This window comes from Olleya sp. AS48, assembly GCF_038900355.1.
Taxonomy (GTDB): domain Bacteria; phylum Bacteroidota; class Bacteroidia; order Flavobacteriales; family Flavobacteriaceae; genus Olleya.
On record NZ_JBBMRD010000004.1, the window covers coordinates 25004 to 51154 of the forward strand.

The window sequence follows — 26151 nt, forward strand, 5'->3', positions numbered from 1 at the left end:
AAAATGAAATTAAAAATAGTATTACTAATCCTTTTTGTAAGCATTACTACATTGGTTAATGCACAAACCGAAGCTTTTACAAAAAAATCCTACATCAAAGATAATGATACCTTAAATTACCGGTTATTGCTACCTAAAGATTTTTCAGAGGACAAACAATACCCTGTAGTTTTGTTTCTTCATGGCGCAGGAGAGCGTGGCAATGATAACACAAAACAACTAGCACATGGTAGTAAATTGTTTTTAAGTCAAGAAGCTAGAGACTCATTTCCTGCAATAGTGATTTTTCCTCAGTGTCCCAAAAATGACTATTGGGCTAATGCAGAGGTAGACAGGACTACCTATCCTTTAACTATTACGTTTCCATCTGACCTTCCTCCTACTAATGCATTAAATTTAGTTATGCAATTAATGGAAGATATGACTCAAAAACCTTATGTAAATAAAGACCAAATATATGTTGGAGGTCTTTCAATGGGTGGCATGGGAACCTTTGAAATTCTTTACAGAAAACCAGACCTTTTTGCAGCTGCTTTCGCTATTTGTGGTGGTGGTAATCCAAATACCGCAAAATTATTTGCCAAAAAAGTACCAATGTCCATTTATCATGGCGCAAAGGATGATGTGGTAAAACCTCAACTATCCTTAGCAATGGTTAACGCTATTTTAGAAGCAGGTGGCACACCAAACTTTACATTATACGCTAAAGACAATCACAATAGTTGGGACTCAACTTTTGCTGAAACAGAATTATTATCATGGCTATTCTCTAATACAAAATTTAAAAATGAATAAACTATTTAACTTAAAAACAGCAACTATAGTATTAGTTACTGCAACCCTTTTTTCTTGCAATACTAATAGTAATTCAACAAAAAAAAATTCAGAAAACCCTTTTGAAGCACAAGTAGATTCTATACTAAATTTAATGACTATTGAAGAAAAGCTTGGTCAATTAAATCTACCATCATCTGGAGATATTACTACAGGAGCATCTGAAAGTTCAAATGTTGCAAAAAACATTGAAGATGGTAAAGTTGGAGGTCTTTTCAATATAAAAACAGTCGAGAAAATTAGAGAAGTTCAAAAAATAGCTGTCGAAAAAAGTAGACTAGGTATCCCTTTAATTTTTGGAATGGACGTTATACACGGTTACAAAACAACATTTCCAATTCCGTTAGGGTTATCTGCAAGTTGGGACATGGAAATGATTGAGAAAACAGCAAGAGTTGCAGCTACTGAAGCTAGTGCAGATGGAATCAACTGGACCTTTTCTCCTATGGTAGACATATCAAGAGATGCACGTTGGGGAAGAGTATCTGAAGGTAGTGGAGAGGACACGTATTACGGAAGTCAAGTAGCGCGAGCGATGGTAAGAGGTTACCAACAAAACGATTTAACCGCTAATAATACACTATTATCTTGTGTTAAACATTTTGCGCTTTATGGAGCCTCAGAAGCTGGTAGAGATTATAATACTGTGGACATGAGTCGTATTAGAATGTATAACGAATATCTTCCTCCATATAAAGCAGCAATTGATGAAGGTGTTGGATCTGTAATGGCATCATTTAACGAAGTAGATGGTGTTCCTGCTACCGGAAACAAGTGGTTATTAACAGATTTATTAAGAGATGATTGGGGATTTGATGGCTTTGTCGTAACAGATTATACAGGAATAGAAGAAATGGTTTATCATGGTGTTGGAGACTTACAACAAGTATCTGCTCAATCTTTAATAGCTGGCTCTGATATGGATATGGTTGCTGAAGGATTTTTAAACACACTTAAACAATCTTTAGAAGATGGTAAAGTATCTATCAACGATATTGACACTGCTGTTAAACGTATTTTAACAGCTAAGTACCAACTAGGATTATTTGATGACCCATATAAATATTGTGATACAAATAGAGCTAAAACAGAAATTTTTACTCAAAAAAACAGAGATTTTGCTCGTACAGTAGGTGCAGAATCCATGGTACTTTTAAAAAATGAAAACCAAACATTACCTATAAAAAAATCTAGTACAATTGCTTTAATTGGACCATTAGCCAATACAAGCGTAAATATGGCTGGTACTTGGAGCGTTGCTACAGATCAAGAAAAATCTAAAACTGTTTTAGATGGTTTAAAATCGGTAGTTAACGATAAAGCTAATATTTTATATGCCAAAGGAAGCAACGTAGATTACGATTTAGAACTTGAAAAAAGAGCTACCATGTTTGGGAAAGATATTCCGCGTGATGGAAGATCGGACAAACAATTATTGGACGAAGCGTTGGCAATAGCTAAAAAAGCAGATGTTATTGTTGCAACATTAGGCGAAACAGCCGAGTTTAGTGGAGAAAGCAGTAGTCGTACTAATTTAGAAATTCCGCAGGCTCAAAAAGATTTATTAAACGCCTTATTAAAAACAGGTAAACCAGTTGTTTTAGTTTTATTTACTGGTAGACCACTAGTTTTAGTCGAAGAAAACGATACCGTTCCTGCTATTTTAAATGTATGGTTTCCTGGTAGTGAGGCTGGTTTATCAATAGCAGATGTTTTATTTGGAGATGTTAATCCATCAGGAAAACTAACAGCTACCTTTCCAAGAAACGTTGGTCAAATTCCTATTTTTTATAATCATAAAAATACAGGAAGACCTTTAGGAAATAAAGAAGGTAAATTTGAAAAATTTAAAAGCAATTATTTAGATGTTAGAAACGAACCTTTATATCCTTTTGGTTATGGTTTAAGCTATACCACGTTTGAATATAATAACCTAAAAATTAACAATTCCACTATCACAATGGATGGAAAAATCAACATAACTGTAGACGTAACAAACACTGGAAATTATGATGGAAAAGAAGTCATACAGTTATATATTAAAGATGTTGTAGGCTCTGTAACAAGACCTGTAAAAGAGTTAAAGGGTTTCAAAAAAGCATTTATTAAAAAAGGAGAAACTCAGACGGTAAGTTTTGATATTTCTGTTGAAGATTTAAAGTTTTATAATTACGATTTAGACTTCGTGGCAGAACCTGGAGACTTTGAGATTTTTGTTGGTACAAATTCGGATGCATCCTTAAAGACTTCTTTTAAATTAACTAAATAATTTCATTAATGAAAAAAACGATAGTTACTCTATTAATATGCTTAATCTTTACTGGATTACATGCTCAAAATATATTTTCGCCTTCAAAAAATATTAAAGTAACTTTTGATATAAACAAAAAAGGCCAACCTACATATCAAGTCTTTTACAAAAACAAAGCTGTTGTTTCACCTAGTACAATGGGTTTATCCATTAAAGATGCAGAGGATTTAACACATAACTTTGAGGTCGTTAATACTGAAAACCTTTCTTTTTCTGAATCTTGGCAACCGGTTTTAGGAGAGCAATCCTCAATTTTAAATACGTACAATCAAACCCGAATTTATTTAAACCAAAAAGAGACCAATAATAAGCTGAATATTGTTTTTAAAATTTATGATGAAGGTGTTGCTTTTAGATATGAGTTTCCGTTGGACAACACTATAAATTATTTTACTGTTTCTAACGAGAATACACAATTTAATCTAACCAATAATCATGAAGCATTTTGGATTCCTGGAGATTATGATAGTCAAGAATATGCCTATAATAAAACTAAAATATCAGACATTGATAATTCAAAAATAGACTTAAACAATGGTGTTGGATTAAAATCTATTACTAGTCAATATCGTGTACAATCACCGTTAATGCTTAAATCTAGTGATGGCTTATATATTAATATTTTTGAAGCAGCTGTTGTTAATTATCCAATAATGCATTTGGATGTTGATGTAAATAATTTTCAATTTACTTCTAACCTAGTGCCAAATGCATTAGGAGACAAAGCCTATTTAAGAACACCTTCTGTATCACCATGGAGAACACTAATGGTTAGTGATGACGCTAGAGATATTGTAAGTTCTAAAATGATATTAAATTTAAACGAACCCAACAAAATTGAAGATACCTCTTGGATTAAACCTATGAAGTATATTGGGATTTGGTGGGAAATGCACGTAGGATTATCTACTTGGGATTATGCTGGAAGTCAAAATGCACAAAATGCTGGTACTGCATTTGGTGAAATGATTCCATCCGGAAAACATGGTGCTACCACAGAAAACACTAAAAAATATATTGATTTTGCTGCTAAATATGGTTTTGATGGCGTTTTAGTAGAAGGTTGGAATACTGGTTGGGAAGATTGGTATGGCAAATGGAAAGAAGATGTTTTTGATTTTACAACACCATATCCTGATTTTGATATTGAGGCAATTTCAAAATACGCTAAGTCAAAAGGCGTCAAAATGATAATGCATAATGAAACCTCTGGATCTGTTGCAAATTACGAACGTTACTTAGATCGCGCATTCATGTTAATGCAAACGTATGGTTATCCTGCAGTTAAAACAGGATATGTTGGAAAAATAATTCCGCGTGGCGAGTTTCATGATGGACAAACGATGGTTAATCACTTTAATTTTGTCGCAGAACGTGCTGCAGATTTTAAAATTATGATTAATTCCCACGAAAGTGTTAGACCTACTGGATACAGCAGGACCTATCCCAATTATATTGCTGCCGAAGCTGCTAGAGGAAACGAATTTAATGCATGGAGCAATGGTAATCCACCAGATCACGAAACCATTTTACCTTTTACACGTTTACTTGGTGGACCAATGGATTACACGCCTGGCATATTTGAAATTAAAATGAATACTTACGATAGCACTAAAACAGAACAAGTACATACCACTATAGCAAAGCAACTAGCTTTATATGTCACTATGTATTCACCTTTACAGATGGCAGCAGACTTACCTGAAAATTATCAAAAACACCTTGATGCATTTCAGTTTATAGTTGATGTACCAATGGATTGGCAAAACTCTATTTACTTAGAAGCAGAACCAGGAGAATATCTAACAGTAGTAAGAAAAGATAAAAACACAGAGCGTTGGTTTTTAGGCGCTATAACTAATAAAGACCCTAGAAAAACAACTATCTCTTTAGATTTTTTAACTACCGGAAAAAAGTACAAAGCAACCCTATATCTAGATGGTAAAGATGCAGATTGGAAAGACAATCCTAAAAGCTATCAAATTATAACTAAAGAAGTCACTAGCAAATCTGATTTAAAGTTAAAGCTGGCTCCTGGTGGAGGAGCTGCAATTAGCTTTGAATTGATAGATTAATACATATAAGACAACAGATTTATGCAAAAATCAAATATAATTATAAGAAGCCTTTCGCTTTTACTAATAGCAACAGTAATTTTTTCTTGTAAATTAGAAAAAGACAATCAAACTACAGAATCATCAAACGCTAGTAATGGTAATAAAAGAAATTACAAAACTTATTGTAATCCAGTAGACATAGATTATTCATACATGTCACATTACAGAGCAGAGAATAAAGTGTCTTACCGTTCTGGTGCAGATCCTGCTTTAGTAAATTTTAAAGGCAAGTATTACATGTTTGTCACACGCTCTCATGGGTATTGGATGAGTGACGATATGAGTAATTGGACTTTTATAACACCTCAAAACTGGTATTTTAAAGGCAGTAATGCTCCTGCAGCAGCTGTAAAAGACGGTAAAATAATAGTATATGGCGATCCTTCTGGAAGAGGTCCAATTATAGAAACTGATAATCCAGAGTTAGGCGATTGGAAAACTAAATATGCGGTTTTAAATCCGCCTGGAGGCATTCAAGATCCTGATTTGTTTGTGGACGACGATGGTAAAGTATATTTATACGAGGAGTCCTCTAACCTCTATCCAATTCGTGTGGTTGAATTGGATGCTGATAATTATTACGTCCCAAAAGGAGAGCAAAAAGATTTATTTAATTTGCATCCTGATAAATATGGTTGGGAACGTTTTGGACAAGACCATAAATCAGACATCGAGCCTTATTTAGAAGGTCCTTGGATGGTAAAACATAATGATACCTATTATCTAGAATATGGTGCACCTGGCACACAATGGAATGTTTATGCTGATGGTGTAAGAACTAGTAAAAGTCCGTTTGGTCCTTTTGAGTATGCACCTTATAATCCAATATCTTATAAACCAGGTGGTTTTTTAAAAGGTTCTGGACACGGAAGCACAGTAAAGGATAACAATGGTCAATATTGGCATTATGCAACTATGGCAATTTCTGTAAACTATAAATTTGAACGCAGAATAGGTATGTATCCTGCAGGTTTTGAAGACAATGGTCAAATGTATGTTAATACTGCTTATGGTGATTACCCACACTTTTTACCTGACACAAAGGTTGACAAGCATAAAGAGCGTTTTACAGGTTGGATGCTATTGTCTTACAATAAACCAGTAACCACCAATTCTGGATTAGTGACAAAAGAGATAAATGTTGTGGATGAAAGTGATAGTGGTTATATGTTAGGTCAGATTAGAGAATTTGATATTTCTAAAATTAATGATGAAGAAATAAGGTCTTATTGGGTATCTGAGGTTAATGACGATTCTATTTACGTTCAAGTTGATTTAGAAAAGAAAATGAGCGTTAAAGCCATTCAAATTAATTTTCAAGATTTTAATAGCGACATATATGGAAGACCAGACGATTTAAGACAGCAATTTGTTATTGAAGGGTCAATTGATGGTAAATCATGGCAAACCATCTCAGACTACTCTAAAAACACTCGTGACATGCCTCATGGTTACATTGAACTAAACAAACCTATGAATGCAAGGTATGTTAGATATAATCATGTGTATTGTAGCAATAATTATTTATCAATCTCTGAATTTAGAATTTTTGGAAATGGTTTTGAAGCTGTACCGCAAACACCAGCTAATTTTAAGGTAGAAAGACAAGCGGATCGCAGAAACACCAATTTAACTTGGGACAAGGTAGACAATGCGACTGGTTATGTTATTTATTGGGGAATTTCAAAAGATAAATTAAACCTTTCTGCATTAATGTACGATTCGCCTAATTACGAATTAAGAGCATTAACAACAGACCAAAGTTATTACTATCAAGTAGAAGCTTTTAATGAAAATGGAATTTCTGCTAAAAGTGAAATCTTATTTACAGAATAGTTTATCATTTAAAAATTGTTAAAAAAGCCACTAAGTATAGTGGCTTTTTTTTATGTCTTCTACTTTAGCATTCTAAAAACTTCTATTAATTAACTTTAATCAATAGCGCTAGAGCAATCTAAATCAACACTATAAACAAAAAAATCCGATACATTTCTGTATCGGATTTATAACTTGCTCCTCCTCTTAGGCTCGAACTAAGGACCCTCTGATTAACAGTCAGATGCTCTAACCAACTGAGCTAAGGAGGAGTGTTTTTCGCTATTGCGAGTGCAAATATAAAACGTTTTTTGACTTCTGCAAAACAAAAATTAATTTTTTTTAATTAAATATTGCTTTAAAGATATCATTACCGTTTGCAAACAGTACTAAAGCAATCAAAATGAAGAATCCAACTAGCTGTGCTTTCTCTAAAAACTTTTCACTTGGCTTACGTCCAGAAATCATTTCGTATAATAAAAACATAACATGTCCTCCATCTAAAGCCGGAATTGGAAGTAAATTAAGCACACCTAACATAATTGATAAAAATGCTGTTAAACCCCAAAAGTCTGGCCAACTCCATGTACTTGGAAACACATCGTAAATAGCTTTAAAGCCTCCTACACCTTTATATGCTCCTGTGCTTGGATTAAAAATAGCTTTTAATTGTCCAAAATATGAGACGATCTGACTTTTAAATTTTGTAGCTCCTACTCCAAAACTTTCAAAAAACCCATATTCTTGTCTTACTATATCATAATATCCTAAGGACTGCAACTCTTTAGCACTTGCAGACGTCATTATATCCAATTTACCTTTATCGTCAACGATTAACTCTCTACCAATAGTCATATTTCCTCTTCTAAAAATAGCGCTTATCGTTTGACCTTTGTTAGCTTCTAAAATTGGCTCTATTTGGTCATAAAACTCTGCAGGCTGACCATTTAAAGCATACATTATGTCTCCAGTTTTAATATCTACATTTTTATTTAACGAGGTATCTAAAACTTTATTGACAATAAAAGGTTTACGCATCCCAAACAAGCTTCTATCCTTACTTGAAGACAATTGACCTAAAAAGTCTACAGGAAGATCTATTGTGTTAGTAACGCCTTCTCTTTTATAAGTCACGCTGTTTGCTCCAATTATATTTTTGCTAATGTCAGATCTATTAATGATGTCAACATCGTCTACTTTTATAATTTGATCACCTGTTTTAAAGCCTAAATCTGTTAATAATGGATTTTCAATTAAAAAACCACCTTTAATACTAGAGGCAGCTATATCTGTGTCTCCATAAGCAAAAGATCCAATAATATAAATTACTAATGCCAAAACAAAGTTTACAAAAACACCACCTAACATTATAATTAATCGTTGCCAAGCTGGTTTAGATCTAAATTCCCATGGTTGAGGTGGTAAAGCCATTTGCTCTTTATCCATACTCTCATCAATCATTCCTGCAATCTTAACGTAACCTCCTAAAGGTAACCAACCAATTCCGTAAACGGTTTCTCCAATTTTCTTTTTAAATAACGAGTATTTTACATCAAAAAATAAATAGAATTTTTCAACTCTTGTTTTAAATAATTTAGCAGGAATAAAATGTCCTAATTCGTGTAAAACAATTAATAATGACAGACTTAACAAAAACTGTCCAATTTTTATAATAAACTCCATGTAGTGTTTCTATTCTTTTTAATAATCGCCAAAAGTAAGTATTTACACTTAGTTTAAAAAGCAATAGCTTTAATGGTTTTAAGAATTAACAAATTTTATGAGTAATGTCATGGGACTTGCTAAACTTTTCATCGTATTTTTGCATTATAAAATTAAAACCTACAAAATGCTTTCTTTTTTCAAGGATTATAAGTTGTTTGCTATTGTTTTTGGTATAATTTCAATAATAATAATTTCTATTTTTTACAATATTCTAAAAGTAGAAAAGCCTTTACCAATTTATCAACCAGCAATGGTTAATACTGAGTTGGTTGATAGCACAATCCAACATCAAATTAATTATCATAAAATAGCCAACTTTAGTTTAACTAATCAAAACGGTAAAACAATTACTCAAGCAGATTATAAGGATAAAATTTACGTAGCAGATTTCTTTTTTACTACTTGTCAAACCATTTGCCCAATAATGACTGACAATATGGAAAAAATCCAGAAAGAGATTATTAATGATGATGATGTTATGTTACTATCTCATTCTGTTACTCCAGAGATTGATACAGTTGAGCAGTTAAAAAGCTACGCTATAAAGAAAGGAGTTAATGATAAAAAATGGAACTTAGTAACTGGAGATAAAGGTGAAATATATAGACTAGCAAGAAAAAGTTATTTAGCAGTAAAAGACGACGGAATGCCTGATGATTATGGGATGGTCCATACTGAAAACTTTATGCTAATTGACAAAAAAGGTCAAATTAGAGGATATTACGATGGTACCAAAACGGAAGATATTACCACACTTTTAAACGATATTAAAAAGTTAAAAAAGGAATACGAAGAGTAGTTTTTGGCTTTCAATTTTTTTAAGCTGAAATTTTGCCATACTTTTGCTTCTTTAAAATCAATCTAAATAAGCTTGAGCCATACATTAGACACATTAAAAAGAGGAGAACGCGCTATAATTATAGACGTGTCTTCACATTTGATACCATTAAAACTCCTAGAAATGGGTTGTTTACCAGGCAATAGTGTAGAGCTGGTTCAGGTCGCTCCATTTGCAGACCCATTGTACCTAAATATAAATGGAAGTCATTTAGCCATCAGAAAAGAAACCGCTATTCATATCATTATCGAAAAAGAAGTTTAATGAGTAAGCAAATCAACATTGCCTTAATTGGTAACCCAAATACTGGAAAAACATCTGTTTTTAATGCCTTAACGGGTTTAAACCAAAAGGTAGGAAACTATCCTGGAATAACCGTTGAGAAAAAAGAAGGGATTTGCAAATTACCTAGAGGTGTTAAAGCACACATCATTGACCTTCCTGGTACATATAGCCTAAACGCATCGTCTCTAGACGAAAACGTAGTTATAGAATTATTACTAAACAAAAACGATAAAGATTTTCCGGATGTTGCAGTCGTAGTTAGTGATGTTGAAAACTTAAAACGAAACCTACTACTTTTTACACAAATAAAAGATTTAGAAATCCCTACAATCTTAGTCATTAATATGGCTGACAGGATGAAATATAAAGGGATTTCATTGGATATTGAGCATTTAGAAAAAGAATTACAAACTAAAATAGCTGTTATTAGTACCAGAAAAAATGAAGGTATAGATAACTTAAAACAGTTAATTTCTAATTATAAAGAACTATCAACTACGCCTTGCTTAAATGCATCGGAAATAGATAAAGAATATTTTGACAAATTAAGAAAAGCCTTCCCTAACCAATTACTTTACAAATTATGGTTAGTAATTACCCAAGATGTAAATTTTGGTAAGATGGACCGTAATGAAGTCGAAGCTATTGCTAGTTTTAAAACTAAATCTAAAAGCGACTTAAAACGTTTACAACAAAAAGAAACCATTAAGCGCTATCAATTTATAAATAACACGCTTAAAAAAGGACAAACCATTGATGCTAGTCAAGCTAAGGATTTACGCACTAAATTTGATCGCATACTTACGCACAAAGTTTGGGGTTATGTTATTTTCTTTTTTATACTACTAACTATTTTTCAAGCCATTTATGACTGGTCAACAGTACCAATGGACTTTATTGATAGCGTGTTTGCAAGTCTAAGTGATTGGGTTAAAAACACTCTTCCTGAAGGTGCTTTTACTAATTTATTAGCCGAAGGTATCATATCTGGTTTAGGAGGAATAGTTATATTTATTCCTCAGATAGCCTTTTTATTCTTGTTTATAGCAATTTTAGAAGAAACCGGTTATATGAGTCGCGTTGTCTTTTTAATGGACAGAATTATGCGTCGTTTTGGTTTAAGCGGAAAAAGTATTGTGCCTTTAATTTCTGGAACTGCATGTGCGATTCCTGCAATTATGGCTACCAGAAATATTGAAAGTTGGAAAGAACGATTGATTACTATTTTAGTAACACCTTTTACAACATGCTCTGCTAGATTACCTGTATACTTAATTATAATAGCATTAGTTATTCCGGAAGGACGTTTTCTAGGGTTAAGTTACCAAGCTTTAACCTTAATGTTATTGTATTTACTAGGTTTTGGAGCTGCTGTTATATCGGCATATATTTTAAATAAAGTATTAAAAATAAAAAGCAAAACATTTTTTGTGGTTGAAATGCCAAACTACAAATTACCATTATTTAAAAACGTTGCGCTTACAGTTTTAGAAAAAACAAAATCGTTTGTATTTGGAGCTGGAAAAATAATACTAGCAATTTCAATTATACTTTGGTTTTTAGCATCTTATGGTCCAGGAGAACAATTTAATAATGCAGAAAATATTGTTACTACAGGGTATGCTACTCAAAATTTAAATGAAGAAGAACTAAATCAAAAAATCGCTTCTCACAAACTAGAGCATTCGTTTATTGGTATTGCAGGACATGCTATTGAGCCCGTAATTAGACCTTTAGGTTACGATTGGAAAATAGGAATTGCAATAGTTAGTAGTTTTGCTGCAAGAGAAGTTTTTGTAGGTACTTTAGCAACCATTTATAGTGTTGGTAACGATGATGAAGACACTATTAAAAACCGAATGGCAGGAGAGGTTAATCCTATACTAGGAGGTCCTTTATTTAATTTTGCTTCAGGTATTTCATTATTACTTTTTTATGCTTTTGCAATGCAATGCATGAGTACTTTGGCAGTTGTTAAAAAGGAAACTAATACCTGGAAATGGCCAACGTTACAATTGGTAATTATGACAGCAATTGCATACATATCTGCACTAATAGCTTATCAATTTTTAAAATAAAATTATGAACGCAATTGTCCAAAACATACTGGTATTTATCACGCTAGGGTTTGCTTTATTTTTTCTTTATAAAAAATATTTCGTTAAAACGAAATCAAAAAAAGCATGTGGTACTGACGACTGTGGCTGCCACTAGCAATAAATAGTTTTAAAACAACTATACCTCTTTTAAAAACAAGTTTTTAGCTACGTTTTGAGAGACCATTAACTCATGCTCTCCAAACTTAATTTTAACTGAGTTATCGTAAGGCTCTTTTTGGACAACGACAATCTTAGTACCTAAAGCTATTTTATTACTATCCAAGTATTTTAAAAATGCTGAAGAAGTATCATCCACACCTACACATTTATAAGTTTTACCAATAATGGCTTGTGATAACATGATTTTTTCGATGTGTTTAAAATTTCCATGTTTATCCGGAATTGGATCTCCATGTGGATCATGATTAGGATATTCTAAAAAAGCATCTAATTCATCAATCAATTTTTCTGATCTGATATGTTCTAAATGCTCAGCAACTTCATGGACTTCATCCCAAGTAAAATTTAATTTTTCTACCAAAAACACTTCCCAAAGTCTATGCTTTCTAATAATATTAATAGCAACGGATTGACCTTTTTCGGTTAAATTAACACCTTGGTACTTTACATAGTTAGCGTATCCTTTTTCAGATAATTTTTTAAGCATATCAGAAACCGAAGACGCTTTAGTCTGTATAGATTCTGATATAGCATTAGTACTAACAACCTCTGCACCTTGCTTACCTAAATGATAAATTGCTTTAATATAATTTTCTTCTGTAAGTGTAATCATAAACCTTGTATGGATATAAGACAAATATAAGAATTAAATAAAACAAATAATAAATTTAGACTAGTCTAAATTTATTATTACATTTGTAAAAAAATATTTTAAGACATGAAGTACATTATTGCAATTATGTTTTGTTTTTCATCTTACAGTCAAGCCCAAAATGCTTTTGAAATATCAGGTGTAGTTACCTCCAACGGACTACCTCTACCCTTTGCAAACGTTTATCTTGAAGGCACAACAAAAGGGACTACAACATCAAGTGATGGATCCTTTACTATCCAAAATATAAAAGAAGGACAATACACACTTATCGCTTCGTATACTAGCTTTAATACCCTTAAAAAAAGAATTGAGGTTATCGATAATTTAAAAATAAATTTTGAATTAATACAAAATCAATCGTTAGACGAAGTCGTTGTTACTGGAACTTTAAAAGCTGTTAACAGATTAGAAAGTCCTGTTCCTGTTGAAGTATATACTAGCGCTTTTTTAAAAAAGAATCCTACTGCAAATATTTTTGAAGCGCTTCAAAATGTAAACGGAGTGAGACCTCAACTAAACTGTAACGTATGTAACACTGGAGACATACACATTAATGGTTTAGAGGGACCTTACACCTTAGTACTAATAGACGGAATGCCTATTGTTAGTGGTTTATCTACGGTTTATGGCTTGTCAGGAATACCAAATTCATTAATGGATCAAATCGAAATTGTCAAAGGTCCTGCTTCGTCTTTGTATGGTAGTGAAGCTGTTGGTGGATTAATAAATGTCATTACTAAACATCCTGACAATGCACCACTGTTTTTTGCAGACAGCAATGTTAGTGGTTGGGGAGAAATAAATACAGATGTTGGTTTTAAAACTAATGTTGGTGAAAAAGCAAGTGTTTTGGTAGGTGCTAATTATTTTAACTACAGTAATCCAATTGATAATAACAACGACAATTTTACAGACTTAACATTACAGGATCGTATTTCTGTTTTTCAAAAATGGAATTTTAAACGTAAAAACAATAAAAAATTATCTGTTGCTGGTCGCTTTTTTTATGAAGATCGTTGGGGAGGAGAACTACAATGGAACAAAAGTTACAGAGGAGGAAATGAAGTCTATGGTGAAAGCATTTACACAACTAGATATGAGCTACTTGGTGAATACCAACTTCCTTTAAAAGAAAACATAAATTTTCAATTTTCATATTCAGATCATGATCAAAATTCAGTGTATGGTGACACACCATACTTAGCGCAACAACGTATTGCTTTTGGACAATTAACTTGGGACAAACCAACAATAAAAAATGATTTATTATTTGGTATAACAGGACGCTACAATTACTATAACGACAACACAACAGCAACTATTGAGGCCGATAAAATATTTATTCCTTCGGTATTTGTACAAGATGAAATAACGTTAACAGAAAAACAAAAATTATTATTAGGACTTAGGTATGACTATGATAAAAGACATGGTTCTATAGTTACACCAAGGTTGGCCTACAGGTACAAACCAACAGATAATGATATATTTAGGATTAATGCAGGAACAGGCTTTAGAGTTGTTAATTTATTTACAGAAGAGCATGCAGCACTTACAGGATCAAGAGATGTTGTTATTGAAGAAGCTTTAAATCCGGAACAATCGTATAACATCAACCTTAACTACCTAAAAAAAATATACACAACAAAAGGCATGATTTTTACTGTAGACGCGTCCTTATGGTACACACATTTTACAAATGCCATTATACCAGATTATGACACAAATCCTAATCAAATAATTTATGATAATTTAGATGGTTATTCTACCTCAAAAGGAGTCAGTTTAAATGTCGATGCTATTTTTGGTAGTGGTCTAAAAGGAAGTTTGGGAGTAACATTTCAGGATGTAAAGCAAACTGAAAACAACGTAACAACAAGACAAATTTTAACCGAAAAGTTTACAGGAACATGGTCTTTTTCATATAAAAACTATCCAACTAATTTAACCTTTGACTATACAGGAAACATTTATGGACCAATGCGCTTACCATTATTAAGCGATCTAGATCCTAGACAAGAATATTCACCTACGTGGAGTATCCAAAACATTCAAGCAACTTACGATGGACTTGAAAATTTTGAAATTTATGGAGGTGTTAAAAACCTACTAAATTGGACGCCTAATAATGGCAATCCATTTATCATTGCCAGAGCAGATGATCCTTTTGATAATAATGTACAATTTGATGCTCAAGGTAACGCACAAGCAACACCAGACAACCCTTATGGATTAACATTTGACCCCTCATATGTTTATGGACCAAACCAAGGTAGACGAGTTTTCCTAGGTATAAGATATACATTAAACTAATTGTTTGTACTTTAGTACTTTCGTAATAAATATTTAGACCAATGAAAAAATTAATACTCCTTTCCTTAATAACCTTAAGTTTTTTTAGCTGTAATAACACTACAAAAGATAACGGGAAGTTAAATATTGTGACTACAACCACAATGATTACTGATTTAGTAAAAAACATTGGTAAAGACAGTATAAATGTTAATGGTTTAATGGGAAGCGGTGTAGATCCACACTTATACAAAGCAAGCGAAGGTGACGTAACCAAATTAGTAAATGCAGACGTTATATTTTATAACGGATTACACCTAGAAGGAAAACTTGTAGAGGTATTTGAAAAAATGGGAAGTAAAACAAAAACACCAATAGCTTTAGGAGAAGAAATAGATAAAACAACCTTGATTGGGTCTGATTATTTTGCCTCTAATTACGATCCACATGTTTGGTTTAATATTGAATATTTTAAGCAATTTGCTAAAAAAGTTACTGCTGTTTTAATCGAAAAAGACTCAAAAAACTCAAAATATTATAAGGCAAATGAAGATGAATACATAGCAAAGTTAAATACACTACAAAAAACGATTACCTCTAAAATTGAAACACTTCCAAAAGACAAACGCATATTAGTGACAGCACATGATGCTTTTAATTATTTCGGAAAAAATTACGGATTTGAAGTCGTAGGTTTACAAGGTTTATCTACAGCAACTGAAGCAGGAGTAAAAGATGTTCAAAATTTAGCTAATTTTATAATTGAAAAACAACTGAAGGCCATTTTTGTTGAAAGCTCTGTACCAAAACGTACAATTGAAGCGCTACAAAAAGCAGTAAACTCAAAAGGTCATGATGTGAAAATTGGAGGCACATTATATTCTGATGCCTTAGGAAGCGCAGGAACTGTTGAAGGCACCTATATTGGTATGTTTAAATACAATGTCAACACTATAGTTGATGCTTTGAAATAAGTTAGTAGTTAGTAAAAAAATTAGGATTAACCAATAATTTTATAAAAAGTAATGTCCTATTTCAATTCGAAGAATTGAGAGCCAAGGCGAAGAATAAATGAAGAAAAGCTTCGAAAATAGGAGAACGCATTTCGACGCGAAGTTTTCGAATTGGTTTTCAGTTTAAAAACTGAAAAATTCCTTGACTTGGATGTCCTTTTTTGATTCGTTTTTTGAACAAACAAAAAATGAATAAAAACAAATTAAAAACCATGAGTGACAATAAGAGCAAAACTACTGCTTCCTCAGGAAATATAGCAGTAAAAGTAGATGACCTGACAGTAGCATACAACTACAAACCTGTACTTTGGGATATTGATTTAGAAATCCCAGAAGGCGTCCTTATGGCTATTGTTGGACCAAATGGAGCTGGAAAATCAACACTAATAAAATCTATCTTAGGCATATTAAAACCTATAGCAGGAAGCGTCACTATTTATGGAAAACCCTATGACAAGCAACGCAAACTAGTCGCTTACGTACCACAAAAAGGAAGTGTAGATTGGGACTTTCCAACAACAGCTTTAGATGTTGTAACCATGGGAACTTATGGTAGTTTAGGATGGATAAAACGTCCTGGACAAAAACAAAAAAAAGCAGCCTTAGAAGCTTTAGAAAAAGTAGGCATGTTACCCTTTAAAGGCAGACAAATTAGTCAACTGTCAGGCGGACAACAACAGCGTATATTTTTAGCTAGAGCATTAGTACAAAATGCTTCAATCTATTTTATGGACGAGCCTTTTCAAGGTGTTGATGCCACCACAGAAATTGCAATAATTAATATTTTAAAAGAATTACGTAAAGCGGGAAAAACAGTCATTGTAGTGCATCATGATTTACAAACTGTTCCAGAATATTTTGATTGGGTTACTTTTTTAAATGTGAAGAAAATTGCAACAGGTCCAGTTAAAGACATCTTTAATGATGATAATTTAACCAAGACTTACGGTATTAACTACAAAGTAAGTATTCAAGAATAATGGATATACAAGAATATTTTTCTTTAGTCTTTAGTGACTACACACTTCGAACCATTACACTTGGAACAGCAATTTTAGGTGCAGTCACTGGCATGTTAGGTAGTTTTGCTGTACTTAGAAAACAAAGTCTGTTAGGTGACGCCATATCACATGCTGCTTTACCAGGAATTGCAATTGCATTTTTAATTACAGGTGCAAAAGACAGTAATACATTACTTTTAGGAGCTTTAGTAAGCGGATTAATTGGAACCTTTTGGATTAGAGGTATTGTAAAAAAAACACATCTAAAAAGTGATACCGCTTTAGGATTAATATTATCGCTGTTTTTTGGGTTTGGGATGTTATTACTGACTTTTATTCAAAAACAACCCAATGCTAATCAAGCAGGTTTAGATAAATATTTATTTGGTCAAGCTGCAACTTTAGTTGAAAGCGATGTTTGGCTAATGGCTATAGTTACAGGATTATGCTTATTTGTATTATTGCTATTTTGGAAAGAATTTAAAATTTTACTCTTTGATGCTGATTACACTAAAACTTTAGGTTTTAATACTAAAGTCATCGATATTTTAATTACCAGTTTTATTGTCTTAGCTATAGTTTTAGGACTACAAACCGTAGGTGTTGTTTTAATGAGTGCCATGTTACTAGCTCCAGCAGCAGCAGCAAGACAATGGACTAATAGATTGTCAAAAATGGTACTTCTAGCAGCTATATTCGGAGCGTTTTCTGGAGTTTTTGGAACAGCTATAAGTGCTAGTCAAACTAATCTATCCACAGGACCTGTTATTGTATTAGTAGCTGCTGTGTTTGTAGTATTCTCGTTTGTGTTTTCTCCTAGTCGTGGTTTATTATTTAAACAGATTAGATTTATAAAAAATAGACGCGATTTAGAACTTCATAAAACCTTAGCCTTTATGTATCATATTGCTGAAACACACGAAAATATTTCGCATCCACATACCATAAAGCTTCTTAATAACTTTCAAGGATTTACACGTAAAACTCTTCAAAAGTTAGTCGAAAAAAATTACGTAACACTAGATGGAAACATGTGGAGTTTAACAAAAACAGGTTTTGAAACTGCTTCCAACCTTTACACTAAACAAACTACAGAAGATGAATAGTGCTCAAATAGAAATACAGTTAATTGCAAGTTTAGTTGCTATTGCATGTGCTATTCCTGGAACCTTTTTAGTGCTACGTAAAATGGCAATGATTAGCGATGCCATAAGCCATTCTATCTTACCTGGTATTGTAATTGGGTTTTTTATCACACAGGATTTAAATTCGCCTCTACTTATAGTTTTAGCTGCTTTTACAGGAGTAATAACCGTGGTTTTAGTCGAGTATATTCAAAAAACAGGCTTAGTAAAGGAAGACACTGCCATAGGATTAGTTTTTCCGGCTTTGTTTAGTATTGGTGTTATTTTAATTGCTAAAAATGCTAATGACGTCCACTTGGACGTTGATGCTGTTTTGGTTGGCGAACTAGCTTTAGCGCCTTTTGATAGGCTAATCGTTTCTGGTGTGGATATAGGCCCAAAATCGTTGTGGATTATTGGCATAATATTACTAATTACAATTACACTTTTGATTGCCTTTTTTAAAGAATTAAAAGTAAGTACGTTTGACAAAGGTTTAGCTGCTTCATTAGGTTTTTCTCCTGCTATTATTCATTATGGATTAATGACAGTATCTTCCGTAACAACTGTTGGTGCTTTTGATGCTGTTGGTGCTATTTTAGTTGTAGCATTAATGATTGCTCCTGCTGCAACTGCTTATTTACTTACTACCAATCTAAAAAAGATGCTAGCTTTAGCTATGTTTTTTGGAATATTTAGTGCCATTTCAGGTTATTGGTTGGCGCATTTGTTAGACGCATCCATTGCAGGATCTATTACCACAATGTTAGGTTTAATATTTTTAGCTGTGTACTTATTTGCACCAAACAAAGGTGTAATAGCAGTTATGTATCGCGAAAAACAACAACGTACTGAAGTTAGTCTATTGACCTTTTTACTGCATTTAAAAAACCATAATGAGGTTGAAGAACGTCACGTAAACCATTTAAGAGAACACATAAATTGGCAAAAAGTAAGAGCCAAAACTGTATTAGAATTGGCTCTTAAAAATAATATGATTATTGTTAATAATGATATTGTATCGTTGACTAAAAAGGGAGACACCTTTACCTCCAAAGCAATTGATTATATTATTACAAATAAAGATGCACAGATAGAGGACATGAAAGACGATTTCTTTTTGTTTAGAGGATAAAGTCATTGCGAGGGACGAAGCAATCTGCTTGTCGTTAACTATATTCTTAGATTGCTTCGTCCCTCGCAATGACACTTGCACCTCGTCAATAGACGCTAATTAAAATCATTATTCAATTTTTGCAATTCAGATTTTAACTGGTCTAAACTCACTGCTTTAAAATCAAATTTAAGCTCTGAAATCTCTTTAGTTGTAGCGTTTGTAATCCCTAAAAACAAATTATCCTCAATCATCTTTATCGCAACTAAAACAACCTCTTCATTTAAAACTACAGTACCAAAATCGTAAACATCTTTAACCCTTTTACTTGGTAAAATAGAATTATAAGATTTAAACACCATTTTGACATCTGCGCCATCTGCATCCTTTATTTTTAGTTTAAATTTTATAGCATCTTTATTACTTCTAATAAAACGATCACAATTAATCCAACCTAACTTTGAACCATAAAAAGCATATCTAGACACATCGCTAGCTGTTACAGTACCAACTAATCCTTTGGTCGTGGAATCTTTATTTTGTAATCGCTCTTCAAATTTTTTCTCAAAAGACGTTTTATCTTTTATAGTAATAGCACTTGGATTATTTTTTGTGCTACCATCAACATTAAAATTAATTGGTAAGCTATAAGGTACAATTACAGTATAATCACGTTGCTTCCCTGGTTTTAGTTTGGGTATCAATTTTAAAACTCTAATAGCCTCTTTAGCCAATAAAGTATGCGCTGCAGAAGCCTGAATATCAACAACTTCTCCTTCTTTATCAATTTTAAACGATGTTAAAATTTTATGTTTTCCACTTAACTTTAAATCTTCAGCTATACTAGCATTAAAGTTTTTGGATATTAGTTTTGAAAGTGCTTGATCAAAACATTGTTTTTTCGCTGTGTTTGTACCATTTTCACATCCAGGAAACACAGGAACTTCTTCCACATATTGAATAGGTACTTCCACGTCGTCTTCTTCAATTAAAACCATTTCAGTAGAAGTTGAAACAGCATTACTTTTGTGTGTGACTTTATCTAAAGTCCAATTAATGCCATTTTTAATTTCTTCACCTAAAAAAAGCTGCATATCTTTTTTCTTACTTGCGTCTGAAGAGAATATATATTCAATACTACTTCCAGGTTTTAACTGTAATTGTTTGTTGTCTTTTAATGCTTTTATAAACAGCATTCCTCCTGTTTCCAATTGGTTGTCATCAGATTTAGTTGTTAGATTGGCTAGCAACATATCTGATAATTTATAATACTCTGTAACTTCTATATTAACCTTTCCTCTAGCTAATTTCCCGTTTGCATCAATAAAACATTTTGCTGGAATGATTAAAACGATACCTTCTTTAAAGGTTATAGTCGTTTCTTTTTCGTTATTAATCGTTTGTATTTCGGGTTGTTTTTTTACTGAATTATAAAATGATGATAACTGGTCGTTAATAAATTTTGTTTCAGTAATTTCTTCAAGTTTTTTAGTATTTGAATTTACAATGGTTTCAGTAGATCCAAATTCTCTTTCAACTTTTTGAATATTTATAATAATTGAATCGTTTTTTGGAATTATATGCTTATAAGTTGGGAAGTTTTTTTCAAATTCTTGTTTAGTATAAGATCCTATTTTTTCAATTATAATAGTATCCTTTACAACTGTTATTCCTCCATAAAGATTAGTTAAACTATCTACTTCTACTTGTTTTACTATTCTTTTTACAACTACAAATTTCTTTTTTGAACTATCAATTTGTTTTAAGATTTCTACTTTATCAATAATAGGAATTGAATCAATATTAGTTTCAATTAAATTTTGATTTTTATGATCAAAATCTTGAGTTGTTTCTGTTTTTAAAAACAAGTTATAAGCTAAGATTAAAACTAAAGCAATAACACTTATTAAGCCAATAGTTTTAATCCATTTTAGTTGAATATAACTGGTTTTTGCAGAAGCAATTTCAGCTTTAAGTTGCGTGCGTTTTATACCTTCTAAGACTATTAAATGCTCTTGGTAAATTGCATTAAATTCCGCATCAGTTTTAAGTTTGTTTTCAAAAGCTAAAACCTCTGTATTTGATAATTCTTTATTTAAATATTGATTGATTAAGTCTATATGTTGTGTGTAATTTTCCATGTCTGAGCCGAATTAAGATTGATAATTTTGATGAAAGATGTCTTTTGCTTTTTTCAAGCATTTATACTTCTGGTTTTTAGCAATTTTTTCTGATTTAAATTGCATTGTAACTGCTATCTCTTTAAAAGGAATTCTTTTTAAATAAAATAGCTGAAGTAGTTGCTGACATCGTTCTCCTAATTCGCGAAAAGCGTTCTCGGCAAAGCGATATTTTTTTTCTTCTAATACATGTTGAAATATTGAGACTTCGTTATCTTTTAAATCGTGAAGCTCTTGAGTAGTAAACTTAGATTGCATATCCTTCCATACAAATCTAGATACGGAATATAAATAGGTGTAAAACGAAGCTGTTAATTTAAAATCAGACTGTTCTAAATTACGATTTAGGATTATTAATGCTTCCTGAAACACATCTTGTGCATCAGATTGTTTTCCACCTTTGGATAAGACTAGTTTTTCTATTCTGGGATATAAACTATACAGTTGTTTAAACGCTTTGTCGCGTTGACCTGTTTTAAAGAATTCTAATATTTTTTTATCATTCATAAAATATCTTTATTCTTTAATGGTCAAAACATAAAAAGGTCTCCTATAGTTTTATTAAAATCGTCTTTCTTTTTGTAAAAATTCGTAAGCTTTTTGGACTTGTTTAAACTTATCCTCTGCTCCTTTTCTATGCTCTTCTCCAAGATGCTCCACACGATCTGGATGGTATTTTTTAGCCATATTACGGTAAGCCTTTTTAATTTGATCTACTGTGGCTGTTTTGTCTATTTCTAAAATAGTATAAGCATTATTGCTGCTGTTATAAAACATAGCTTTAATACTAGAATAGTCACGACTACTAATGCCTAAATAGTTGGCAATTCTATTAATTTGATCCTCTTCATCATCGGTAACCATGCCATCTGCTTTTGCAATTCCGAATAAAAAATGCAATAATTGCAAACGTGATGCATGGTCCATCATTTGTTGGATTTGGCCACAGACATCTCTTGTAGACACGTTTTGGTTACTTATATTTTTAAATAATTTAAAAGCCTTATTAGCACGATCTTTACCGTAAAGCTCAACAAATTTGTTGCGCACAAAATCCAATTCGCGTTGGTCTTGGACACCATCTGCTTTTATAATTACAGATGCTAAGATTAGTAAACTCACCTCAAAATCTCCTGACGTTGTTTGCGCACGACGTTGTTGTTGGGTTCTGTAATTAGGTTGTGTTCTGTAATTTGGTTCTCTTTTTTGCTGTTTGTTTGGGTTACCATTTCCTAAAAGGTTTCCTTTTTCTGACATAGCATCTCCTAGACTACCAATTGCCAACCCTATAATTGCACCAATTGGACCACCTAACGTCCATCCTAAAGTTGCACCTATCCATTTTAATCCAGCCATAAATTTTGTTCTAATTTTTAAAAAAGTAAATATACTACTTTGTTGGTATACTTTTAATTGCTTTTGTTACTGTTGTTAGCTGTTTTGTGCGTTAAGGATGGAGCGGTCTGTCTGAGCTCCTCGCAGAGAGCGAGTAGCGATAGCCTGACCTTATGGCACCATAAGTGTTATAAGGTAACGCCATAATAATTTTTGCATGGTTTTTGATTATCTTTGCATGAGATAGATTTATAAATAAAAAATTACAAGAATATGTATCCAGCAGAATTAGTAAAACCAATGCGTGAGGACTTAACTAACGTAGGTTTTGAAGAATTACATACAGCTGACGCAGTAAATACTGCAATTGCAAAAGAAGGGACAACTTTAGTGGTTGTAAATTCGGTTTGTGGTTGTGCAGCTGCAAACGCAAGACCAGGAGCAAGAATGAGTTTAGCAAATGACAAAAAACCTACACATATAGTAACGGTTTTTGCAGGTGTTGACAAAGAGGCTGTTGATCAAGCAAGAGCACACATGGTACCTTTTCCTCCAAGCTCACCAAGCATGGCCTTGTTTAAAGATGGAGAATTAGTACACATGCTAGAACGTCACCATATTGAAGGTAGACCAGCAGAATTAATTGCTGAAAACCTTATTGATGCTTATAACGAGCATTGTTAAGCCTTTTTTAAAGGACAACTTAAGCTAAGTATTACAGAAAAACCACGTTTTTTAAACGTGGTTTTTCTATTTTTGATAGATAGAATTTTTAATACAAAATGAGAAAAATTATTGCCTATCCTTTATCTGTTATTTATTTCCTATTTTTTGGGTTAACATTAGTTGTTTTTCACCCAATACAATGGATATGTTTTAATGTTTTTGGATATAAAGCGCATAAAAAAAGTGTGGATTACCTTCAGTTTTGTTTAATGCGATGCGTAAACCTATTAGGCTCTACACATAAATTTATAAACCCTTATCCTTTAGATAATTCTCAACCTGTTTTAATTGTCTCTAACCATCAAAGTATGGCAGACATACCTCCATTAATGTGGTATTTTAGAAAACACCATGTTAAATTTGTTAGTAAAAAAGAATTAGGAAAAGGACTACCAAGTGTATCCTACAATTTACGTCATGGTGGCTCTGTATTAATTGATCGTAAAAACCCTAGGCAAGCGATTGTCGCTATTAGGAAATTTGCAGATTATATAGAATCGACTAATCGTGCTGCTGTTATTTTTCCGGAAGGCACCAGAAGTCGTGATGGACAACCTAAACCATTCCATACTAAAGGTCTTGAAACCCTAATAAAATATGTGCCTAGTGCAATTATTATTCCTGTAACTATCAATAATTCATGGAAAAATTTGCGTTATGGAAAATTCCCTATGGGAATTGGAAATAACATCACATTTACAGCACACAAACCGGTTAAACCTAGTGATTTTGACTCTACTGAAGCGTTATTAAATCACATAGAAACTACCATTAAAAATAGCATAAAAATATAACGTTATGTCATCAAAAAATGTAAGATTAGAAGTCATGTCTTTTTTAGAAAAAGATATTGATGCTTTAATAGAAAAATATTTAATCCCTGTTGAAAAAATTTGGCAACCTTCTGATTTTTTACCAAACTCTGAAGGTCCTAACTTTTTTGAAGAAGTAAGAGAAATAAGAGAATTGTCTAAAGAATTGTCTTACGATTTTTGGGTGGTTTTAGTTGGTGATATGATTACAGAAGAAGCTTTACCAACTTACGAGTCTTGGTTGATGGATATAGAAGGTGTAGAACAAGATGGTAAAAACGGTTGGGCAAAATGGATTAGACATTGGACAGGCGAGGAAAACCGTCATGGTGATGTTTTAAACAAATACCTATACCTTTCTGGTCGTGTTAACATGCGCGAGATAGAACAAACCACACAACACCTTATTGCAGATGGTTTTGATATTGGTACAGCTAGAGATCCTTATAAAAACTTTGTTTATACCAGTTTTCAAGAATTAGCAACTTATGTTTCACACAATCGTGTAGCAAAATTAGCCAAAGAAAAAGGTAATAAGCAATTGGCTAGAATGTGTAAAATAATTTCGGGAGACGAGATGAGACACCACCATGCTTATAGCGAGTTTGTAGAGCGCATTTTTAAAGTAGATCCAAGCCAAATGATGCTAGCGTTTCAATATATGATGAAGCAAAAAATTACAATGCCTGCTCACTTTTTAAGAGAGTCTGGAGGTAAAATTAGCACTGTTTTTGACGAGTTTTCTAATACTGCACAACGTATAGGTGTTTATACATCTATGGATTACATAGACATTTTACAAAAATTAATTAAACGTTGGGAAATTGACAAAATAACAGACCTTAACGACGACGCTGAAAAAGCACGTGATTACTTAATGAAACTTCCAGACAGAATGTTACGTTTGGCAGACCGAATTAAAATCCCAGAAAACTCTTATCAATTTAAATGGGTTGAACCAGCCAAACTATAGTTTATGTCTAACCAAGAGCTAATTGAAGCCACTAAAACCTTTGTAAAAGACACTTTAAAAGATGCCGAAGGTGGACACGATTGGTTTCATGTGGAGCGTGTTTATAAAAATGCGCTACTAATAGCTAAAGGCGAAACCGTTGATCCATTAGTTGTTGCGCTTGGCGCTTTACTACATGACATTGCAGATAGTAAGTTTTATGATGGTGATAGTACCATTGGTCCAAAAGTCGCTGGTGCTTTTTTGTTAAAACACAACGTAGACTCGGCAACCATTAATCATGTTATTAAAATTATTGAAAACATTTCCTATAGTTCTAATATAGGCTTAGAAAACACATTTAGGTCCATCGAGTTGGATGTTGTGCAAGATGCTGACCGTTTAGATGCTTTAGGAGCTATTGGTATTGCGCGCACTTTTAATTATGGAGGCTTTAAAAACAGGACTTTATATAATCCAGACATTAAGCCTAATTTAAATATGACTAAAGCAGAATATAAAACATCTAACGCTCCAACAATTAATCATTTTTACGAAAAATTACTGCTTTTAAAAGATAAAATGAATACCACTACTGGTTATAAAATTGCTAAACAACGACACCAATATATGGTAGACTTTTTAAAACAATTTGATGCTGAATGGAAAGGTGAGAAATAAAAAAAGGTTATTTTAAGTTAGTCAATACTAACATTAAAATAACCTTTTTTACTGATTAAATG

21 protein-coding genes and 1 tRNA gene are annotated in these 26151 nt (G+C 32.5%); 16 read left to right on the plus strand and 6 right to left on the minus strand.

Features of this window, described 5'->3' with window-relative positions; translation table 11 throughout:
- The first annotated feature begins 3 nt into the window (after positions 1-3).
- Genes WNY60_RS06330 through WNY60_RS06345 form a run of 4 tightly spaced genes read left to right on the plus strand, consistent with a single transcriptional unit; the run spans position 4 to position 7098 of the window.
- Positions 4-795, plus strand: coding sequence for a prolyl oligopeptidase family serine peptidase (locus tag WNY60_RS06330; RefSeq protein WP_342861866.1), 792 nt, complete (start codon positions 4-6; stop codon positions 793-795).
- Positions 788-3103 (plus strand): beta-glucosidase BglX, encoded by a 2316-nt coding sequence (bglX, locus tag WNY60_RS06335; protein ID WP_342861867.1) that lies wholly within the window; start codon positions 788-790, stop codon positions 3101-3103. The genes WNY60_RS06330 and bglX overlap by 8 nt, the downstream gene beginning before the upstream one ends.
- Positions 3104-3111: 8 nt before the next feature.
- Positions 3112-5220: a glycoside hydrolase family 97 protein gene (locus tag WNY60_RS06340; protein WP_342861868.1), complete on the plus strand. Its 2109-nt coding sequence runs from the start codon at positions 3112-3114 to the stop codon at positions 5218-5220.
- A 21-nt stretch (positions 5221-5241) separates the two neighbouring features.
- A complete protein-coding gene (locus tag WNY60_RS06345) occupies positions 5242-7098 on the plus strand; it encodes a family 43 glycosylhydrolase (RefSeq protein ID WP_342861869.1) in 1857 nt (618 codons plus the stop codon).
- A 177-nt stretch (positions 7099-7275) separates the two neighbouring features.
- Here the strand turns inward: WNY60_RS06345 and WNY60_RS06350 are convergent.
- Positions 7276-7349, minus strand: a tRNA-Asn gene (locus WNY60_RS06350).
- A 70-nt stretch (positions 7350-7419) separates the two neighbouring features.
- The gene (gene rseP, locus WNY60_RS06355; RefSeq protein ID WP_342861870.1) at positions 7420-8760 is read right to left on the minus strand and encodes an RIP metalloprotease RseP; all 1341 of its coding nucleotides are present in this window, start codon (positions 8758-8760) and stop codon (positions 7420-7422) included.
- A 166-nt stretch (positions 8761-8926) separates the two neighbouring features.
- On the opposite strand from rseP, the gene WNY60_RS06360 reads away from it, so the two are divergent.
- The 3 genes from WNY60_RS06360 to feoB all read left to right on the plus strand — a co-directional run bounded on the left by WNY60_RS06360 (position 8927) and on the right by feoB (position 12003).
- Positions 8927-9601, plus strand: a complete 675-nt coding sequence (locus WNY60_RS06360) for an SCO family protein (RefSeq protein ID WP_342861871.1) — start codon at positions 8927-8929, stop codon at positions 9599-9601.
- 72 nt (positions 9602-9673) lie between these two features.
- Positions 9674-9904 (plus strand): FeoA family protein, encoded by a 231-nt coding sequence (locus WNY60_RS06365; protein ID WP_099568540.1) that lies wholly within the window; start codon positions 9674-9676, stop codon positions 9902-9904.
- A complete protein-coding gene (gene feoB / locus WNY60_RS06370; protein ID WP_342861873.1) occupies positions 9904-12003 on the plus strand; it encodes a ferrous iron transport protein B in 2100 nt (699 codons plus the stop codon). Before WNY60_RS06365 ends, feoB begins: the two co-directional genes overlap by 1 nt.
- A 157-nt stretch (positions 12004-12160) precedes the next feature.
- On the opposite strand, the gene WNY60_RS06375 is transcribed toward feoB, so the two are convergent.
- A complete protein-coding gene (locus WNY60_RS06375) occupies positions 12161-12817 on the minus strand; it encodes a metal-dependent transcriptional regulator (protein ID WP_342861874.1) in 657 nt (218 codons plus the stop codon).
- A gap of 105 nt (positions 12818-12922) precedes the next feature.
- Here WNY60_RS06375 and WNY60_RS06380 point away from each other — a divergent pair, with 105 nt between their 5' ends.
- The 5 genes from WNY60_RS06380 (at position 12923) to WNY60_RS06400 (ending at position 19424) form a co-directional block, all read left to right on the plus strand.
- Positions 12923-15172 (plus strand): TonB-dependent receptor, encoded by a 2250-nt coding sequence (locus WNY60_RS06380; RefSeq protein ID WP_342861876.1) that lies wholly within the window; start codon positions 12923-12925, stop codon positions 15170-15172.
- Positions 15173-15213: 41 nt separating this feature from the next.
- Positions 15214-16125, plus strand: coding sequence for a zinc ABC transporter substrate-binding protein (locus tag WNY60_RS06385; RefSeq protein WP_342861877.1), 912 nt, complete (start codon positions 15214-15216; stop codon positions 16123-16125).
- A 251-nt stretch (positions 16126-16376) separates the two neighbouring features.
- On the plus strand, positions 16377-17144 hold the full coding sequence (locus WNY60_RS06390; RefSeq protein ID WP_341587853.1) for a metal ABC transporter ATP-binding protein: 768 nt from the start codon (positions 16377-16379) through the stop codon (positions 17142-17144).
- Positions 17144-18271: a metal ABC transporter permease gene (locus tag WNY60_RS06395; protein ID WP_342861878.1), complete on the plus strand. Its 1128-nt coding sequence runs from the start codon at positions 17144-17146 to the stop codon at positions 18269-18271. The genes WNY60_RS06390 and WNY60_RS06395 overlap by 1 nt, the downstream gene beginning before the upstream one ends.
- Positions 18264-19424, plus strand: coding sequence for a metal ABC transporter permease (locus WNY60_RS06400; RefSeq protein WP_342861879.1), 1161 nt, complete (start codon positions 18264-18266; stop codon positions 19422-19424). The genes WNY60_RS06395 and WNY60_RS06400 overlap by 8 nt, the downstream gene beginning before the upstream one ends.
- Positions 19425-19519: 95 nt before the next feature.
- Here WNY60_RS06400 and WNY60_RS06405 read toward each other — a convergent pair whose 3' ends face one another.
- Genes WNY60_RS06405 through WNY60_RS06415 form a run of 3 tightly spaced genes read right to left on the minus strand, consistent with a single transcriptional unit; the run spans position 19520 to position 22939 of the window.
- Positions 19520-21544 (minus strand): hypothetical protein, encoded by a 2025-nt coding sequence (locus WNY60_RS06405; RefSeq protein ID WP_342861880.1) that lies wholly within the window; start codon positions 21542-21544, stop codon positions 19520-19522.
- A 12-nt stretch (positions 21545-21556) separates the two neighbouring features.
- The gene (locus WNY60_RS06410) at positions 21557-22090 is read right to left on the minus strand and encodes a sigma-70 family RNA polymerase sigma factor (protein WP_145004623.1); all 534 of its coding nucleotides are present in this window, start codon (positions 22088-22090) and stop codon (positions 21557-21559) included.
- Positions 22091-22144: 54 nt separating this feature from the next.
- Positions 22145-22939, minus strand: coding sequence for a TerB family tellurite resistance protein (locus WNY60_RS06415; protein ID WP_342861883.1), 795 nt, complete (start codon positions 22937-22939; stop codon positions 22145-22147).
- Positions 22940-23191: 252 nt separating this feature from the next.
- On the opposite strand from WNY60_RS06415, the gene WNY60_RS06420 reads away from it, so the two are divergent.
- The 4 genes from WNY60_RS06420 to WNY60_RS06435 all read left to right on the plus strand — a co-directional run bounded on the left by WNY60_RS06420 (position 23192) and on the right by WNY60_RS06435 (position 26089).
- Entirely contained in the window at positions 23192-23602 is a 411-nt protein-coding gene (locus tag WNY60_RS06420) for a BrxA/BrxB family bacilliredoxin (protein ID WP_145004630.1), read from the plus strand.
- Positions 23603-23700: 98 nt separating this feature from the next.
- Positions 23701-24438, plus strand: a complete 738-nt coding sequence (locus WNY60_RS06425; protein WP_341587675.1) for a lysophospholipid acyltransferase family protein — start codon at positions 23701-23703, stop codon at positions 24436-24438.
- A 4-nt stretch (positions 24439-24442) separates the two neighbouring features.
- Positions 24443-25429 (plus strand): acyl-ACP desaturase, encoded by a 987-nt coding sequence (locus WNY60_RS06430; protein ID WP_292948810.1) that lies wholly within the window; start codon positions 24443-24445, stop codon positions 25427-25429.
- Positions 25430-25432: 3 nt separating this feature from the next.
- Complete coding sequence (locus WNY60_RS06435) at positions 25433-26089, plus strand: HD domain-containing protein (RefSeq protein WP_191099603.1); 657 nt, start codon at positions 25433-25435, stop codon at positions 26087-26089.
- Positions 26090-26151 lie beyond the last annotated feature (62 nt).

Coding starts and splice junctions, on each gene's coding strand:
- WNY60_RS06380 (WP_342861876.1), top strand. CDS start 12,923: ATGAAGTACATTATTGCAATTATGTTTTGTTTTTCATCTTACAGTCAA.
- WNY60_RS06415 (WP_342861883.1), bottom strand. CDS start 22,939: ATGGCTGGATTAAAATGGATAGGTGCAACTTTAGGATGGACGTTAGGT.
- WNY60_RS06375 (WP_342861874.1), bottom strand. CDS start 12,817: ATGATTACACTTACAGAAGAAAATTATATTAAAGCAATTTATCATTTA.
- WNY60_RS06435 (WP_191099603.1), top strand. CDS start 25,433: ATGTCTAACCAAGAGCTAATTGAAGCCACTAAAACCTTTGTAAAAGAC.
- WNY60_RS06405 (WP_342861880.1), bottom strand. CDS start 21,544: ATGGAAAATTACACACAACATATAGACTTAATCAATCAATATTTAAAT.
- WNY60_RS06410 (WP_145004623.1), bottom strand. CDS start 22,090: ATGAATGATAAAAAAATATTAGAATTCTTTAAAACAGGTCAACGCGAC.
- WNY60_RS06425 (WP_341587675.1), top strand. CDS start 23,701: ATGAGAAAAATTATTGCCTATCCTTTATCTGTTATTTATTTCCTATTT.
- rseP (WP_342861870.1), bottom strand. CDS start 8,760: ATGGAGTTTATTATAAAAATTGGACAGTTTTTGTTAAGTCTGTCATTA.
- WNY60_RS06400 (WP_342861879.1), top strand. CDS start 18,264: ATGAATAGTGCTCAAATAGAAATACAGTTAATTGCAAGTTTAGTTGCT.
- WNY60_RS06330 (WP_342861866.1), top strand. CDS start 4: ATGAAATTAAAAATAGTATTACTAATCCTTTTTGTAAGCATTACTACA.
- WNY60_RS06390 (WP_341587853.1), top strand. CDS start 16,377: ATGAGTGACAATAAGAGCAAAACTACTGCTTCCTCAGGAAATATAGCA.
- WNY60_RS06395 (WP_342861878.1), top strand. CDS start 17,144: ATGGATATACAAGAATATTTTTCTTTAGTCTTTAGTGACTACACACTT.
- WNY60_RS06385 (WP_342861877.1), top strand. CDS start 15,214: ATGAAAAAATTAATACTCCTTTCCTTAATAACCTTAAGTTTTTTTAGC.
- bglX (WP_342861867.1), top strand. CDS start 788: ATGAATAAACTATTTAACTTAAAAACAGCAACTATAGTATTAGTTACT.
- WNY60_RS06360 (WP_342861871.1), top strand. CDS start 8,927: ATGCTTTCTTTTTTCAAGGATTATAAGTTGTTTGCTATTGTTTTTGGT.
- WNY60_RS06340 (WP_342861868.1), top strand. CDS start 3,112: ATGAAAAAAACGATAGTTACTCTATTAATATGCTTAATCTTTACTGGA.
- WNY60_RS06420 (WP_145004630.1), top strand. CDS start 23,192: ATGTATCCAGCAGAATTAGTAAAACCAATGCGTGAGGACTTAACTAAC.
- WNY60_RS06430 (WP_292948810.1), top strand. CDS start 24,443: ATGTCATCAAAAAATGTAAGATTAGAAGTCATGTCTTTTTTAGAAAAA.
- feoB (WP_342861873.1), top strand. CDS start 9,904: ATGAGTAAGCAAATCAACATTGCCTTAATTGGTAACCCAAATACTGGA.
- WNY60_RS06345 (WP_342861869.1), top strand. CDS start 5,242: ATGCAAAAATCAAATATAATTATAAGAAGCCTTTCGCTTTTACTAATA.